We start from the raw sequence: 15,663 nt of genomic DNA, 5'->3' as shown, positions 1-15,663 counted from the left end.
TATAGTATCTTTAAATGCTCAAAAAGTCAAATTTAGGGTTCATATTTTAGAAAATCTTAAGTGAGGTGAAGAATAATGATAGGAAAATTAGGAAATATTCCCTTTGAAGTCTCCTTTGATGGAAAGAACAAAAAAATATTAAACTTTATCAACTTAAAACTTAGTAGTGGAGCTAACTATGAAAAGCATGCCCGGAAAGGACAAAAACCTGCTTTAGAGTTTATAGATCTAAAAACTGATGTTCTTACTTTTAAAATGATTCTTAGAAGTGATTTTGGAATAGATCCCCAGGAACTAGTTAAAAAATTAGATTTATATAAGAATACTGGAGAAACACTGGATTTTAGTTTAGGAGATAAACCTATAGGAAGTGGCCAGTATGTTATTACTTCCTATGATGCTGGATATGAGTATATAACTAATGGAGGGAAAGTAAGAAAGATAGATGTATCCCTTACACTGGAAGAATATGTAGAAATGATATACAAAAATACAGATGTAGTTATTAAACCTAAAAAGGCTACTAAGAAAAAAGTGGTTCCACAAGGTTTTAACCAGGGAATGGTAGACAGAGGTGAAGCATAATGATCTATACTTTAGAACCACAAAACAAGGTCAATTTAAAAGCTACCGGAATAGATAGGATCCTTCAAAATGGAAGAAATATCCTTTCTGTAGTTATTGGAGAAGTTATCCTAGCCAGGGGTATTGGCATAAATGGAGATATAGTAGATTCACCATTAAACAGGAGTACTGCCTTGATGAATATGCAAACACAGTTTAAGAAATATGAGCCTAGATTAAAGATACATAAGGTTACATACATAACAGATCATCAAAGGGGAACTTTAAAGCCCATTATGGAGGTGAGTATCATTGAATGATTTAAATATACATAATGAAAGTTCAGAAGAGATCCTCGGAAGGATGGTTAAAAAATATGAAGATTTAAGTGGCGTTTCTTTAGGATTAGCAGATGAGAGAAGATGGTTGCTCCAGACAGTAGCTTACTCTCTTTTTATTAGGAATGAAACTACCAATGAAGGCCTCAAGATGAATTTACTCAGGTATACAAAGGGAGACTATGCCACTGAGATGGGAGCCTTTACTGATACAGAAAGATTAGGTTCTAAAAAAGCAAGTGTACTTTTAAAGTTTGAGATAGAAGAAGCAAAAGAGCACCTTTTAGGAGTTAATTCGGTAAGGGTTACACCAGGAAATAATATGTATTTTCTAACACCATATTTTGAGTTTAAGCCAGGAGAAATAGTTAAGGAAGTTATTGCTATTTGTACTGAAGAAGGGATAGTTGGCAACGGGTATCTTCCAGGAGAAATAAATAAGATAGTTGATCCTTTCCCTTTTTTTAAATCTGTAATAAATATGGAAATATCCCAAGGGGGAGCTGAGATTGAAACAGATGAAAGCTTAAAAGAAAGGATCCGAACTGCTCCAAGTAAGTTTTCAACTGCAGGTCCAGGAGATGGATATATCTATTGGGCGAAAACCGCTAACCAAGAAATCATAGATGTAAATGTAGAGATGACTACACCAGGAACAGTCCGGATAACACCTCTAATGAAGGGAGGAGAACTTCCCACTGACAGTGTTCTTCAAGATGTGTTTGATACTTGCAATGCAGATAAGAGGAGACCATTAACAGACAATCTGGTGGTGAATAAACCTGCGCAAATAAACTATGATATAGATTTTACATACTATATCTCTAGTCGAAATATAGGGTTAGTAAATGAGATACAAGACCAGGTTAATAAAGCAGTTAGTGAATACGTTACATGGCAAAAAGGATCTCTTAAAAGAGATATAACTCCTACTGAATTAGTCTATCTAGTTAGAAGCGCAGGAGCTAAAAGAGTTACTATTGTTTCTCCTAGTTTCAAAATAGTTAATTCATTTGAAGTAGCTAAGGAAAGGAATTTCAATATTAGATATGGAGGAGTAGAAGATGATTAAAATAGATGATATTTCAATCCTAAGACTTCTCCCTAATTTTCTTCAGGAAGATGAAGAGATAAATTTTTTAACCCAAGTTATCCAAGAAGAGTTAGATCTGATTAATTCCAGGGAAAAGAATCTTTTTCTTTATGGTGATTTTAAAATACTGGATGAACCTATCTTAGACGAACTAGCTTACCAGTGGAGAGTTGAAGGGTATGAACAAACCTTATCGAAAGAAATCAAAGCTAGTCTAGTAGAGACCGCATATATTGTCAGAAAAACCAAAGGAACTAGGTATGCTGTAGAAAAAACTATGAAAGATATTCATGGTGATTTTGAGCTATTAGAGTGGCAAGAGTATGGAGGATTTCCATATCACTTTAAGATCATTGGAAGTGTCCCACCAACAAGTGAAAAACTAAAAGAACTATATAAATCAATTAATATGACTAAAAATGAAAGGAGTTCCCTAGATGGAATTATAGTCAGCAGCCAATGGGAAGGGACAAACTACTCAGGAACTGTTTTTCATTCATCACTTTATGAGGTTATTCCATTAGATCCTAATGTAGCTTCAGATTTCGAAAAATATTTAGGAGGAAGAAATGGCTAAATATACAGGTACAGTCCTAACCAACAAAGGGAAAGAACTATTAGCTAGAGCTATCTTAGGAGAAGCTATAGTCTTTACTAAGGTCGAAATTGGGAAAGGGATCCTTCCTCTAGGAACAGATAAAGAAGCTTTAACTTCTCTAATAGATAGTTTTAAAATTTTAAGTATTACCAGTTCATCCAAACTACCTAATGGAGGATATAGGATAAGGATATCCTTTAATAATAAGGGTTTTATAGAAGATACATATTTAAGAGAAGTAGGAGTTTATGCCAGGGGAGAAGATGGAGTTGAGATCCTTTATTCATATTGCAATACAGACACACCAAATTTAATTCCCAATGAATCCAGTGGGGTCATAGAATCAGTAGAAGACATTATTACCTATATTTCAAGTGCAGCAACTATCAATGCGGTTATAGATCAAAGTAATGTCTATGCTACCATAAAAGACCTTGTAGAAGGTCTAGCAACTAAAGAAGATAAGTTTAATAAGAATGACGCTTTTAACAAATCATTTGGAACTATTACCGGAACAGTAATGGAAGGAGATAAAAGGGCTAGTGATCTAGGAGGAGAGCCTGCATTTACTAAAAAAGATGCTTTTAATAGAAGTTTTTCTCATGTAATTAGTTCAACAAGTAAAATTTTAGTAGCTTCAGCATATGCTGTAAAAATTGCTTATGATAAAGGAGCAGCAGCACTAACTAAAGCTACATCAGCTCAAAATACAGCAAATTCGGCACAGACAAAAGCTAACCAGGCTTACACTTTAGCAAGTGAGAAAGAGCCTAAATTCATTAAAAATAGTGGGTTTAATCTTAATATAACTCATTTAGTCAATTCAACAAGTAAAGTTTTGGTAGCTTCAGCACTAGCGGTGAAAATAGCTTATGATAAGGGTCTAGAAGCTCTTGGTTTAGCTAACACAAATAAAAATGCAATACAGAATAATACAGAACAAATAGAGAATTTAACAAAAGTAGTAAAAGTGAGTGGGAGTGATTTTCAAAAGTTAATTAGTATTCCTTATCCAACAGGATTCACAAGAAATAACTGTAAGGTGTCTTTTCAAGACATGGGTTCAGTTGTACATTTCATACAAGGATATAAGGTTACAACAGATGGAAGGAACTACATAGTTAATAGATTATTAGGAACTTCAAGTGATTATATTGCAGAGATTACTTTTACAAAACAATTCTAAATTTGTTTTAGTCGGTAGATAAAAAAGTGAGGTGAAAAATGAAATATAACTTATTTAAAAAAGAGCCAGCTCCTACATGGGAGGAAGCCAAAGAAAAACATATAAAATCTGTTTCTTTGGATGAGAATAGAATTGATGGGAAATATGAAAAAGCATTCCCATATGACTATGATCCAGAGATCCATTTTGTATACGAGGGAGAATTAGTAGAACCATATACTATTCAATCTGATTTTACTCTATACTTTCTAAACGATAGAGAGCAAATAGAAAAAGGGTATAAAATCCTTGGAATTGGTGAAATCTTAGAAGATAATATGATAAAAACTATTCCCTCTCCTGGAGAATTTTATACCTGGAACGCTAATATCTGGATCTATGATAAACAAAGTGAGATCGATAGTATAAATAATAGGATTAAAGCAATCGAAACTGATTTAGAAAATAGACAAACGAGGTTAGATTCTAGAGAAAAACTAGGGATGAAAATAATTAAACCAGATCCTGAAATAGTAAAGTTATTACAGCTTCATGCTGATACTTCTCAAGAACTTACTTTAATTTAAATAGGAGGTATTATGTTCCCAGATACAGCTATAGCTGCTAATTGGATAATAGGAGGCTTACTAGCAATTAATTTAGCTAAACCTCTTTGGGAGAGAGTCTTTAAAAGAGTTGATAAAGGGAGTGATCGAATAGATCGTATTGAAAGAGAAGTAGAAGAAATCAAAATTAAATTATCTGAAAAAGTAAGCAGGGAAGAGTTTAATAAACTCATGATGAAGCTATCTGAAATAGAAGGATATTTAAAGGCTAAAAAGGAGGGATAAATGAAAATATCTAAACAAGGAATAGAGCTCATAAAGCATTTTGAAAGTTATGAAATGAAGGCATATAAGTGTCCTGCAGACGTTTGGACTATTGGTTGGGGATTTACTAGAGTCAATGGTGTAAAAATTAAGAAAGGCGATATTATGACCTTAAAAGTAGCTGATTTAGAACTAATAAAACAATTAAAAATATATGAAAATGTTGTCAAAAAGGTTATAATGATAAAAAAAATAAATCAAAATCAATATGATGCTCTAGTCTCCCTTTGTTACAATATTGGAGGATCTAGTTTTAGGAAATCTGATATAGTCCAATTGGTAAATGGTAGGAATTTTATAGGTGCTTGCAAAATTTTTAATTTATGGTCCAAGGCAGCAGGCAAAAGATCCAAAGGATTACTCAGAAGAAGGATGTCGGAAAGGAATTTATTCTGCAGTTGGCCAAGCCCAATCGTAAAAGTCGTTCCTCAAAATTATGAAATAGCGTATAAAGAAATATAAGGAGAGTGAAACATGAAAGAAATATTTTTACATCCATTTGTATTGAGCACATTATTGGGTATAGTATTATTAATTTTACCTTCCCCATTAGTGAGAACAACAGGAAAAAAAGTTGGAAATGCAATTGAAGAAACAGGAGGAGTAAAAGCTAGGAACATAGCTTATAAGGTACTCAGTGATTTTGCTGAAGGATTAAAGGAATCCAAACATAATGGAAACATTAATTTAACCTCTAATGATCAGATCGATAGTGAGCTGGATAAATATAAGATATCGCTGGGTTTGGAGGATTCAAAATACAAGGAAAAGGATTAGAATTTAAAGTAGATCCATGGAATCATAAGACAAAATTATTTCAATTTAAAATTTTTAGGAGAGCTAATTCAATAAGAGAATTGTTTTGAAAATAAAAAAAATAGAGTAAAAGAATATTTAGAAGAAATGACTTTCAATGAGGAAGTCATTTTTTTTGAAAAAGTTTAAATTTTTTTTGAATATCCTCACCCAAATATTCACTTCTATTAAATAAACAAAACAATTAGTTTGATAGTCAAAATGAATCAAGTGGGAATTGTGCATTAGATTTTCTATTGTGCTTAGGGAATAATCTGTATGTAAAGCAAGAGAACATCAATGGAAATGCTGAAGTTAAAAGCTTATTGTCTTTTTAATTTCGGAGGTGGGAAAGATGAAAAAATTATTATTGATTGCTGCCATATTAGCTGTAGGAACAACTGCATTTGCAGTATCTGAAGGATTCTCTATGAACGTTGGAATTATTGACAGTATGTATCCTGGTTTTATTACTCTTGAAGCTAACAATGATTCAGGAGATATAAACTACATGCAAGATATTACTACTAATGATAATCAAGTACATAAAGCTAAAGCTGCTAATATATTCAGAGACAAAGGTAGAGGTTGGGAAGATCATACTCTTACTTTAGTTAAAGTTAAAGTATTAGAACCTATTAAAATTGAATCTGAAATAGACTTATTATACACTGAAGCAGTTAGAGGAGATAAAATGGAAATAGGTGACATTGGTTTTAGAATTAAAGGTGAAGGACCTGCAGAAGTTACATTTAAATTTGTTGGTCAATTATTTGATGACGTTAAACCTGGTAATTCAAAAGCTACTATTAAAGGTCATAATGGATTCTTCCCTGTTAAAACTGTTGGTTTAGGTGGCGGAGCTATGACTGCTACTCAAGGTGTATATTTATATGGTGGTCAAAAAGAAATAGAAGTAGATTTATATCTTGACTTAACAAAAATTAGTGCTGGTTACAAATTAGGTCTTATACTTGCCGAAGCTAGATATCAATAGAACACAATAGTTAGATTAAATAAGCGGGCTTTTAGCCTGCTTATTTTTTACTATCTAGAAAATTATAAAAGGAAGATTTTTAGTATATCTTTTTATATAATAGAATAAATCAAATACACTAATGATTCCTGTATTTTAGAGTTATTTAGCATATTTTAATGTTACTTTTTACTTCTTTTGTAACTTTCATTTATAATGCCAATAAAATTAACCTTAGACGGACGCTATAAATTTAGCGTCCGTTTATTTAGTATCATTTATTTTTTTGTTTTCAGTTTTCTTTAAATTTTGTCCGCGATTATTTAACATCCCAAGACTAAAAAAAATCGATTACTCTTCTTTACTATTTAATATGATGTTTTCTCTCATGTATTTTTCGCCGTTTACAATAATTTTCAAAACTCCCATAAAATTTTTCATAATGGGGATTTAATATATAATATTTATACCATCTTATCAAATACCATCTTAGTTTTTTCATTTCCTCCCTCCCAAAACTATATCTTAATTCCCTTACTATTCTATATATATATATAATAGTAAGGGAATCCTTCAAAAATAATTAAATTAATTTAAATTTAAATTAAGAACTCTTAAAAAATGAAATTTGATAATCTCTTTAACTTTCATTTAGAATACTAATAAAATCAAACTTAAGAGATCAAGTAGTTTTCAAATTAATTTATAATAACAAAAAAAAGTCGAAAAAAATTCAACCTTTTTTTATTATTATTTAATATTATGCTTTTTTTCATACATTTTTCGCTGTTTACAATAGTTTTCAAAATTTCCATAAAATTTTTCATAATGAGGATTTAATATATAATATTTAAACCATCTTATCGTATACCACATTATTTTTTTCACTCTGTTATGCCCCCCGATAATCATTATTAAAATTCCCTTACTAATTAGTAAGGGAATATATTAAATTATACCACATTATTTATTCAATTTTAACACTTTTTTAGTAAACAATTAGCTTTCTCAAAAGTCAATATTAAAAAGGACACTATAAATTTTTAGTGTCCTTCTATTTAGTATTTTTACTATTTTTTTGCATTTTTTTTGGATTTTATCCACTCTCATTATTTTATGGTATAATAAAATATATTTCATCTTGGAAGGAAGCTATGTATGAATTAATAGAAAAATATATATACTTTTATTCAAAGAATTTTTTAAAGCTATGTACCAGCTACCTCTAATTGCTTATTATTCTTTAATAGGAGGTAAGCGTCGGGCATACTGACGCACCATGCTCCCTCCTAAAAATTAGGATAAAACTTAATATATTTCTAAACTCTCTAACTTAATTTCTTGGTTTTACAACTTAAAGATAGTAATAAAAAATTAATATTGAATATTATCTAAAAACCAATGCAAACAGAGTTTTATTAGAGAAAAGAGTACTTAATGTTCTTTTTTTAGTACTCTTTTAATATAATAAAAAATGCCGAAAAGACGGAGAAAAAAACTATCAAAAAATGTAAAAAAGCTTTGTTTCTGAGTGATAGAGAAGTTAGATGGGGGATTTCAATTACTTTATCAAAGTTATATCAATATTTTTTATTGCATCAACAATTGCATTTTCTGTGTGTTTAGAAATATTTACATAGTCATCTATATGGCTATAACCATTAGATAGGACTAAGTTTCCACTTGAAGTGGAATAATAAAGACTAGCTTTTATAACATTAATATCTGTCATAATTTGGGTATCAAAACCGATATCTAGAGTATATTCTTCAGTTAATTTTCTTAATGCTTGATTTATTTTTATTTTAATACTAAGCCCCCCTTATCCCCATCTAATAAGAGTATAGCACATAAAATAGGGACTTAAAAAGATCCCGTAATGATATCTTAAGATTAAGAAAGAGTCCTTTCAATATTTTTTTCATTACCCTCCCTAATTTCAGAGGGAAGAGTTCGGGAGTAATTTTAGTAGATAAGAATAAGTTTTCTAAAAAAAAGTAGAAGTCCCCGTAAAGTCAACGAGAACTTCTAACTAAAGATGTGATATTAATATTTGGTTTGAAGAAATATTAATACTATTACCTTTATTACTATAAAAAATACAAAAAGTCAAAAAAAATGTACAGTTTTTTGACTTTTTTTTATCTTAGATATTTCTATTTAGAAAATTTCATTAGATAAACATACAATGGCTGTCAGTAAAAATATTACTGCTAAGAAGTAGTAATTAAATATGTAGAAAATAGACTAGCTACAGGGTCAGAATAAGAACCAATAAATAGTAAAAGCCTTAACTTCGAAAGTTAAGGCTTTTACAAAACATACACATACAATAATTAAACTTGGGGAAGTTTAATTACTCAGATTATTCCCTATAAATCAGAAAAAAGCAAGTTTATTTTTAATATTAAGAAATAAAGATGTATAAATACCTTTAAAATCTATAGTCTAAGACAACTAAAAAAGGAGACATCAATAAATTGATGCCTCCTTTTTAGATTATACACTGGTCTAATAGTTGCAGTTCATTTCACGGAGATTAAATATTAGCAACTAGTTTTTTCTACTGCAATATATTCATTTTCTCCTAAGATAACAATTGCTTTCTCTTTGTTAGCATCATTAACTAAGATGATCGGTCCTGTACAACCCATTCCTGCTTCTGCATAGATCCCATTTCTCATAAGTTCTAATGCTGCATCATCTAAGTCCATAATATCTATTCCTGATACTTGCGCTGTTACTACTTCTTTTTCTGGTTTTACAAATTCTTCTACTGGCTTTTTAGGCGCTTCAACAAAACTAGCTAAGATATCTTCGTATCCTGCTTTTTTTATCATCTCATATTCTTTGCTTACTATTGCAGTAAGATCATTTTTCCCTAATAGTGCAGCATATTTTATTGCTCCTTCTACTACAGGTACTCCTGATGCTCTAGATAATATTAATATAGTTCTCTTCATATCAAATGATACTCCTGGACCATATCCGTATCCGCTTGCTTCATAAGATCCACCTGTTGAGTAAGAAGAAAACATCTTCATAAGAATATTTCCTGTTAAACTGTCTGTTACCATTACATCTGATGATCCCATTAAAAGGTCATTTCCTCTCATGATTGTTCCACCATCTGCTCTTCTAGATTCACCAAAGTTGATTGCGTAACCATTGTCAGCTAATTTTCTAAGAGATCTTTCTACAGCTCTTGAGCTGTCTACATTTAAGATTCCAACAGTAGGATTAGCTATTCCAATTGCTTTAGCTGTTGCTATTCCATAAAGTGAGTTCTTAAACATAGCTTCTGTTCTGTTAGTAGCTGATGTTCCTGTAGTAGTTCCTATTAACATGTCATTTCCAAAAGCAGGAGTTACTACTCTACCAATTGTAGAAGTTCCTATTGGGAAACTGTAGTGCATAGTTACAGCTGAATTGATCTCTTTTGAGTCGATTAATTCTTCCATTCTTTTATGCGCTTCTGCTTCTGTATTAGCTTCTACAACTCTTAAAGTTGTCTCTACTTTAGGTCCGATTAAAACTACATCAAAGTCACCACTTAAAGCTGCTTTTTCAGCACCTTTAACGATGTTTTCTATTCCGTGCTCACTACCTATTGTAGTTATTCCTACACAGATTCTTTTACCAAATGACCCTGTTTCCATGGCATTGGCTATATCTAAAAAAGTTTCACCTATCATTTGTTTAATATCTAAAGACATATAACTAACCCCCTTAACCTAAGAATTGAGAGGCAAAGTTTTTCATAGCTTCTGCAATCATTGTATTGATTTCATCTTTAGAAACTTTTCCTGCTTCCTCTGTAACACCTGTGTTTCTCTCTACCATGATAGATACACCATCGAATAAGTTAGTCATTCTTCCTAAGAATAATGATCCTTTTCCTACTACCATTACTCTGTTTAATTCACCTGTAGTTAATTCATCCATAGCAAATCCTAAGTAAGGTACTCCTGAAGGGATATGACCTTGTGTAGGTGCCCATCCAACCATTCCGTTATTTACAACGAAATCTTTCATAGCTTTCTTTTCGATATGTCCTTTCTTAACTCCACAAGCTCCGATCATCTTGTAGTTTCCTTCTGGTACATCTCCTGCTCCTGCTGGTTTTGTAACATCTGGATTTTGCATCTCTACTGAGTACTTATCTACATCTGTAATTTTTAATCCAGCTCTTTCTAATGGCTCGATTACTAATGATGAGATAACTGCTTGAGGTGAAGATCCTGTTCCTACAGTATGTCTACCTACGAAATCAGTGTTGATTACTGGACTAACTCCGTCATTTTCAGAGATTAAGATAGCGAATGCTCCTAATGTATCCTCTAAGATAGGTAAGTCTTTTTTAACATGGTCTTTACCGTTCATTCCTAATTTTGCTGTAGCTCCACCTGCAACTACTACAACGTTCTTGTACGTTCCAGCTTTTACTAATGATGCTGCGTTTATTAATGAATGAGTAGGTGCTGCACAGAATCCTCTAAGGTCTGATCCAGTTGCATTTACTGCTCCAGATGCTTCTGCGATAGCTTTAGCGAAGTTTCCTCCACCTCTTTGGTTCATATCTCCACAAGCTTCTTCTGAACATTCGATTACATAGTCGATAGTTGTAGGATCGATGTTGTTTCTTGCAATTAAGTTTTTAAATGCTAAGATTCCAGATGCTTTTACAACTAAGTTTTCAAAAATTACATGAGAACTTAAGTTAGAGTCTACATCATGAGCTCTTTTTACACATCCAACTAATTTATCTTCATGGTATAACCCTTCTGCTCCCTCTTCATTTACTAAAGCTTCGATTACAGAGAAATCATGACCTTTGCTTAATTGAGCTTCGTCAGCTTCAGAATAGAACTCATAGTTTCTATATGCTTCTACTGCGTCAGCTAAGAATGCTGTTTCTAATAATACTAAGTCGAAAACGTCAGCTAATTTTACCATTACGATAAATTCTTTTTGAGCTAAGATCTCTCCGAATTTACCTTTATTTGAAGAACCTTCAATATTTTTACCTACGAATGGCATTCCAACTTCTTTTAATTTTTCAGGAGTCATATTTCCAATGTAAGTTTGGTTAGGTCCGTAGTTTACTACTTCTTCATAAGTTCTGTAGCTGTCTCTGATATTTTTTAAATATTCAGAATCCGGGTTAGTATGTTTTTCAACTGTTTGTGTAGTTCCATTGTGTAAGATCATGTCTGGAGTATGCACTAAACAATATGCTGCTCCTTTTAAAACTGCAAAATTCATCTTTTATTCCTCCGATTTTTATTATATATTTATATCACTATTAATAAAAATAAGGGAAAGAGACAATAACTCTTCCCCTTATTTAGGTTTATTTATTTTGTTTTTTATCTTCTATATTTTTCAATTAGAAGATTTATTGATTTTAATAATCTAAGAAAGTTATTATTATTTTTATAGGATTTTTTTTTATTTAAATTTGTTGCCGATAATTCTTACCTCAATTTTTATTAATAAGGAAAAATTATTTTGTTACTATTATATAGGCTCATCCTGAGCCATGTGTTCAATGGATTTTTCGAGAATTATTTTTGATTAAAGATTTGTTGTGTGCCTCGCATAAGACACGGTTTTGAATATGATTTCTTAGTTTTTTTAGTTATTTTTTGTTGCTGGTTTAGCTATTACAAGTTTTGCGAGAAATTAAAGGTATTTACAACCTTCTCCTCTGATTTCGTTCATTTCTTCTACGATTTCTTCTACTTCTAATACCATTTCCATCATTCCTACTTGCTCTTCAAATACTTCTTCATTTACAGAACCTTTGAATTGATCTTCTAATACGTGGAATACTGATAATCCTAACGCTTCGTTAGCTAGTACTCCTGAGAATGTAGGGTCTCCCATTGTTACTGTTTCTGCAGCTAATCCAGATGCCTCTGCTTCTGCTGCTCCTAATATAACTACTAAGTTTTCTGCTCCATATTCAGTTGCGAAATCTTTAATTCTTTTTTGATTCTCTAAATCCATTGCTCCTGCTGCCGTTCAGACAAAACATTCTGTAGAAGCAAATATTACCTCTACTGAAGGGATTGTTTCTGCACAAGCTTTTATAGCTTCTCCAGGTACACCGTCTCTATCTCCTACTATTATTAACTTTTTATTTTCGAACATAATTATTTCCTCCTAATATTTTACTAATACTTTTAAAGTGAATACATTAGTCCCATAAAAATAATATTTCTTTTTGATTCTTAAATTATTTGTATAATAATTATCAATCTATAAAAGATCGATATATTATTGTTACTTAATGTTTTCTGCTAACATAGTTTCAATGTTTTTTGCTGTTGCATCGTCTTTTGTTAATTCTGCTACTTTTTCTCCACCTTTATATAAAGTGATTGTAGGTAATCCTAATACTTTTTGCTTTATTGCCATTCTTCTTGCTTTACTTGTGTTTAATTTTACGAATTTAGCTTTATCAGCATTTTTTTCAGCTATTACTTCTAATTCAGGTAATAATGCTTGGCATGGTACACACCCATCACTATAATAGTCTACTAATACATAACCTTCTGCATTTAGTACTTCTTCTTCGAATGTTCCCTTATCTACGATTAACATAAATTGATCCTCCTTAAAATTTTTCTTCCATATATTTTTCAGCTAACGTTGCTGCGATTGCTCCATCAGCAGTAGCTGTTACTACTTGTCTAAGTGCTTTAGGTCTAATATCTCCTGCTGCAAATACTCCTTCTACATTTGTTCTCATTTCATCGTCAGTTTTGATATATCCCCAGTCATCCATTTCTATATGACCTTTGAATGTATCTGAATGTGGTACATAACCAACAAATGCGAATAATCCAAATGTTCCATCTTCTTCATCTGCTTTGTACTCTGTTAATTCTCCAGTTTTTAAGTTTCTGAATACTGCTGTTTCTAATATTCCGTCACCTTTTAATTCTTCAACTGTTGAATCCCACATAAATGCTAACTTGTCATTTTTAAACGCCTTTTCTTGAATAGATTTAGCTGCTCTTAATTCATCTCTTCTATGTACTATAGTTACTTTTCTAGCAAATTTAGTTAGATACATTGCTTCTTCAACAGCTGTGTCTCCTCCACCGATTACGAATACTTCGAAATCTTCAAAGAAGTCAGCGTCACATGTAGCACAATATGAAACTCCCTTACCAGTAAATTCAGCTTCTCCAGGACAACCCATCTTTCTAGGTGTAGCTCCAGTTGCTATAATAACTGACTTAGCTTTATACTCTTCTTTGTCACCTTTAACTATTTTGATGTCTCCAGAAAAATCTACATCTATTACATCGTCAGCTTTGATCTCTGCACCGAATTCTGTAACTTGCTCTACCATTCTAGCAATTAGAGATGGTCCTGTAGCTTCTCTTACAGATCCAGGATAGTTTGCTACTTCATGAGTTATAACAATCTGTCCACCTGTTTTACTTTTTTCCAATACTAATGTAGATAATTTTGATCTTCCTGCATATAGAGCTGCAGATAATCCTGCTGGCCCTGCTCCTACTACTATAAGGTCGTATATTTTTGACATTGTTGTATCCTCCCGTTCATTCTATTCCATTTTTAATATTATATCAATCTTTTTTTATTTTTTATGCTTCTATTATTTGTTCTGTTTCTACTTCTTCTGTCTCCGCCACTTCTTCTTTGTTCCAATTCTTCTCAGCTTTCAATGATCTCATCAATGAAATCATAGCAAAGATCATTATGAATACAAACGGGAAGGCGGCGACCAGAGATATTGTCTGTAACATCTTAAGTCCGTTAGCACTTGCTAACATTAGAGCTAATGCTAATCCAGATTGAATTCCACCCCAAAGAAGTTTTTTTCCAACAGGTGGATTTAAATCTCCCTTAGAACTTAACATACCTAATACGAATGTAGCAGCATCTGCCGAAGTAATAAAGAAAGTACATAATAAAATTACTGCGATTATCGATACAACCATTCCCATTGGATATTTACTTAACACTACAAATAATGCTGTAGGAGTAGATGCTATTGCTTCTTTCGCAAGATCTAATCCTTGTGCTAATCCCATACTTCCAAATACTGAAAACCAGATAAATGAAGCTAATGTAGGAGCTAACAATACTCCTGTAATAAATTCTCTGATAGTTCTTCCTTTAGATATTCTAGCTATAAAACTTCCTACAAATGGAGCCCATGCTATCCACCATGCCCAGTAGAATACTGTCCAAGATCCATACCAAGAATCGTTTGTAAATGTTCCCATCTCAAAACTGGCAGTTACAAATCCACCCATATAGTTACCTAAAGATTCAACAAATACTTTTAATATTAATAGTGTAGGTCCTACTAAGAAACAAACAACTAACATTAAAAGGATTACTCCTACATTTAAGTTAGATATGAATTTCATTCCTTTGTCTACTCCTGCCATTGCAGAAAGCATAAAGATAGCAGTTATTACACCTACGATTATAATTTGAACCATACTATTTTCTGGTACACCAAATAAATAATTCAAACCACTATTTATTTGATAAGTTCCAAGACCTAAAGATGTAGCTACTCCTGCAACAGTTGCAAAAATTGCAAATACATCGATCATCTTTCCGAACCATGACTTAGTAGCTTTTTCTCCCACAATTGGAATAAATACACTACTTACAAGAGCTGGTTTTCCTTTTCTAAACTGCATATAAGCCATAGCTAAAGCTAATACTGAATAGTTAGCCCATGGATGAAGACCCCAATGCATAAATGAATGCTGCATAGCAAATGCTGCTGCCCTAGGTGTTCCTCCCTCAATCCCTATAATTGGATTAACATAGAAATTCATAGGTTCCGCTGCTCCCCAGAATACTAGTCCTATACCCATTCCTGCTGAAAAGAGCATAGCAAACCATGATATTAGAGTATATTCTGGTTTAGAATTGTCAGGACCTAATTTTATCGATCCATATTTACTGAATGCTAAATAAGCACAAAAGGCAACAAATGATGACATCGAGATAGTATATAACCATCCGAAATTATTCACAAGATACCCAAAAGTTGCATTTCCTGCCTTTTCAAAACTAGCAGGTAAAACTAGCCCCCATAATACAATCGCTAAAGTTAAGCCTATAGATATGTAAAATGTTGCATCACTTTTTTTTATATTAGTTTCTTTAATTACACCTGTATCCGCTTTCATAAATCCCCCTTTTGTCGATTAAATAGCTTAATAGGGGAGCATACTTG

General features: G+C 32.1%; 18 protein-coding genes. 10 read left to right on the top strand and 8 right to left on the bottom strand.

Annotated features, from left to right (window positions below; all coding sequences use genetic code 11):
* Positions 1 to 75 precede the first annotated feature (75 nt).
* The 10 genes from K337_RS0112740 (at position 76) to K337_RS0112695 (ending at position 6,440) form a co-directional block, all read left to right on the top strand.
* Complete coding sequence (locus tag K337_RS0112740; protein ID WP_028856946.1) at positions 76 to 585, top strand: phage tail protein; 510 nt, start codon at positions 76 to 78, stop codon at positions 583 to 585.
* Entirely contained in the window at positions 585 to 884 is a 300-nt protein-coding gene (locus K337_RS0112735; RefSeq protein ID WP_028856945.1) for a hypothetical protein, read from the top strand. Before K337_RS0112740 ends, K337_RS0112735 begins: the two co-directional genes overlap by 1 nt.
* Positions 877 to 1,974 carry a baseplate J/gp47 family protein gene (locus K337_RS0112730; RefSeq protein ID WP_028856944.1) on the top strand — a complete coding sequence of 366 codons (1,098 nt, stop codon included), beginning with the start codon at positions 877 to 879 and terminating at the stop codon, positions 1,972 to 1,974. Before K337_RS0112735 ends, K337_RS0112730 begins: the two co-directional genes overlap by 8 nt.
* Entirely contained in the window at positions 1,967 to 2,572 is a 606-nt protein-coding gene (locus K337_RS0112725) for a phage tail protein (protein ID WP_028856943.1), read from the top strand. Before K337_RS0112730 ends, K337_RS0112725 begins: the two co-directional genes overlap by 8 nt.
* Positions 2,565 to 3,779 (top strand): hypothetical protein, encoded by a 1,215-nt coding sequence (locus K337_RS0112720; protein ID WP_028856942.1) that lies wholly within the window; start codon positions 2,565 to 2,567, stop codon positions 3,777 to 3,779. Before K337_RS0112725 ends, K337_RS0112720 begins: the two co-directional genes overlap by 8 nt.
* Before the next feature lie 38 nt (positions 3,780 to 3,817).
* Positions 3,818 to 4,345: a hypothetical protein gene (locus K337_RS0112715; protein ID WP_028856941.1), complete on the top strand. Its 528-nt coding sequence runs from the start codon at positions 3,818 to 3,820 to the stop codon at positions 4,343 to 4,345.
* 12 nt (positions 4,346 to 4,357) lie between these two features.
* Positions 4,358 to 4,609 carry a hypothetical protein gene (locus K337_RS0112710; protein ID WP_028856940.1) on the top strand — a complete coding sequence of 84 codons (252 nt, stop codon included), beginning with the start codon at positions 4,358 to 4,360 and terminating at the stop codon, positions 4,607 to 4,609.
* A complete protein-coding gene (locus K337_RS18500) occupies positions 4,610 to 5,110 on the top strand; it encodes a lysozyme (protein WP_051251774.1) in 501 nt (166 codons plus the stop codon).
* A gap of 12 nt (positions 5,111 to 5,122) precedes the next feature.
* Positions 5,123 to 5,425, top strand: a complete 303-nt coding sequence (locus K337_RS0112700) for a hypothetical protein (RefSeq protein ID WP_028856939.1) — start codon at positions 5,123 to 5,125, stop codon at positions 5,423 to 5,425.
* 364 nt (positions 5,426 to 5,789) lie between these two features.
* Entirely contained in the window at positions 5,790 to 6,440 is a 651-nt protein-coding gene (locus tag K337_RS0112695) for a hypothetical protein (RefSeq protein ID WP_156877304.1), read from the top strand.
* A gap of 343 nt (positions 6,441 to 6,783) precedes the next feature.
* Here the strand turns inward: K337_RS0112695 and K337_RS19900 are convergent, their stop codons facing one another.
* The 8 genes from K337_RS19900 to K337_RS18495 all read right to left on the bottom strand — a co-directional run bounded on the left by K337_RS19900 (position 6,784) and on the right by K337_RS18495 (position 15,616).
* Positions 6,784 to 6,921, bottom strand: a complete 138-nt coding sequence (locus K337_RS19900; protein WP_156877373.1) for a hypothetical protein — start codon at positions 6,919 to 6,921, stop codon at positions 6,784 to 6,786.
* A 1,059-nt stretch (positions 6,922 to 7,980) separates the two neighbouring features.
* Positions 7,981 to 8,151 carry a hypothetical protein gene (locus tag K337_RS19895; RefSeq protein ID WP_156877372.1) on the bottom strand — a complete coding sequence of 57 codons (171 nt, stop codon included), beginning with the start codon at positions 8,149 to 8,151 and terminating at the stop codon, positions 7,981 to 7,983.
* Between the two features lie 814 nt (positions 8,152 to 8,965).
* Positions 8,966 to 10,135 (bottom strand): glycine/sarcosine/betaine reductase complex component C subunit alpha, encoded by a 1,170-nt coding sequence (gene grdD / locus K337_RS0112680; RefSeq protein WP_028856938.1) that lies wholly within the window; start codon positions 10,133 to 10,135, stop codon positions 8,966 to 8,968.
* A gap of 13 nt (positions 10,136 to 10,148) precedes the next feature.
* On the bottom strand, positions 10,149 to 11,684 hold the full coding sequence (gene grdC / locus K337_RS0112675) for a glycine/sarcosine/betaine reductase complex component C subunit beta (protein ID WP_028856937.1): 1,536 nt from the start codon (positions 11,682 to 11,684) through the stop codon (positions 10,149 to 10,151).
* Positions 11,685 to 12,104: 420 nt separating this feature from the next.
* Complete coding sequence (grdA, locus tag K337_RS0112670; protein ID WP_245584899.1) at positions 12,105 to 12,575, bottom strand: glycine/sarcosine/betaine reductase complex selenoprotein A; 471 nt, start codon at positions 12,573 to 12,575, stop codon at positions 12,105 to 12,107.
* 132 nt (positions 12,576 to 12,707) lie between these two features.
* Entirely contained in the window at positions 12,708 to 13,028 is a 321-nt protein-coding gene (gene trxA / locus K337_RS0112660; RefSeq protein WP_028856935.1) for a thioredoxin TrxA, read from the bottom strand.
* Between the two features lie 13 nt (positions 13,029 to 13,041).
* Positions 13,042 to 13,983, bottom strand: a complete 942-nt coding sequence (gene trxB / locus K337_RS0112655; RefSeq protein ID WP_028856934.1) for a thioredoxin-disulfide reductase — start codon at positions 13,981 to 13,983, stop codon at positions 13,042 to 13,044.
* A gap of 61 nt (positions 13,984 to 14,044) precedes the next feature.
* Complete coding sequence (locus tag K337_RS18495) at positions 14,045 to 15,616, bottom strand: BCCT family transporter (protein ID WP_156877371.1); 1,572 nt, start codon at positions 15,614 to 15,616, stop codon at positions 14,045 to 14,047.
* Positions 15,617 to 15,663: the final 47 nt, after the last annotated feature.

The sequence above is a fragment of the Psychrilyobacter atlanticus DSM 19335 genome (assembly GCF_000426625.1).
GTDB lineage: Bacteria > Fusobacteriota > Fusobacteriia > Fusobacteriales > Fusobacteriaceae > Psychrilyobacter > Psychrilyobacter atlanticus.
This window is presented reverse-complemented; position numbering and strand designations above follow the sequence as displayed.

Excerpts from the sequence above, each read along its gene's own strand:
- trxA (WP_028856935.1), bottom strand. The coding sequence starts at position 13,028 with ATGTTAATCGTAGATAAGGGAACATTCGAAGAAGAAGTACTAAATGCA.
- K337_RS0112720 (WP_028856942.1), top strand. The coding sequence starts at position 2,565 with ATGGCTAAATATACAGGTACAGTCCTAACCAACAAAGGGAAAGAACTA.
- K337_RS0112700 (WP_028856939.1), top strand. The coding sequence starts at position 5,123 with ATGAAAGAAATATTTTTACATCCATTTGTATTGAGCACATTATTGGGT.
- trxB (WP_028856934.1), bottom strand. The coding sequence starts at position 13,983 with ATGTCAAAAATATACGACCTTATAGTAGTAGGAGCAGGGCCAGCAGGA.
- K337_RS18495 (WP_156877371.1), bottom strand. The coding sequence starts at position 15,616 with ATGAAAGCGGATACAGGTGTAATTAAAGAAACTAATATAAAAAAAAGT.
- K337_RS0112735 (WP_028856945.1), top strand. The coding sequence starts at position 585 with ATGATCTATACTTTAGAACCACAAAACAAGGTCAATTTAAAAGCTACC.
- K337_RS0112725 (WP_028856943.1), top strand. The coding sequence starts at position 1,967 with ATGATTAAAATAGATGATATTTCAATCCTAAGACTTCTCCCTAATTTT.
- grdC (WP_028856937.1), bottom strand. The coding sequence starts at position 11,684 with ATGAATTTTGCAGTTTTAAAAGGAGCAGCATATTGTTTAGTGCATACT.
- K337_RS18500 (WP_051251774.1), top strand. The coding sequence starts at position 4,610 with ATGAAAATATCTAAACAAGGAATAGAGCTCATAAAGCATTTTGAAAGT.
- K337_RS0112710 (WP_028856940.1), top strand. The coding sequence starts at position 4,358 with ATGTTCCCAGATACAGCTATAGCTGCTAATTGGATAATAGGAGGCTTA.
- K337_RS0112740 (WP_028856946.1), top strand. The coding sequence starts at position 76 with ATGATAGGAAAATTAGGAAATATTCCCTTTGAAGTCTCCTTTGATGGA.
- K337_RS0112715 (WP_028856941.1), top strand. The coding sequence starts at position 3,818 with ATGAAATATAACTTATTTAAAAAAGAGCCAGCTCCTACATGGGAGGAA.
- K337_RS19895 (WP_156877372.1), bottom strand. The coding sequence starts at position 8,151 with ATGACAGATATTAATGTTATAAAAGCTAGTCTTTATTATTCCACTTCA.
- grdD (WP_028856938.1), bottom strand. The coding sequence starts at position 10,135 with ATGTCTTTAGATATTAAACAAATGATAGGTGAAACTTTTTTAGATATA.
- K337_RS19900 (WP_156877373.1), bottom strand. The coding sequence starts at position 6,921 with ATGAAAAAACTAAGATGGTATTTGATAAGATGGTATAAATATTATATA.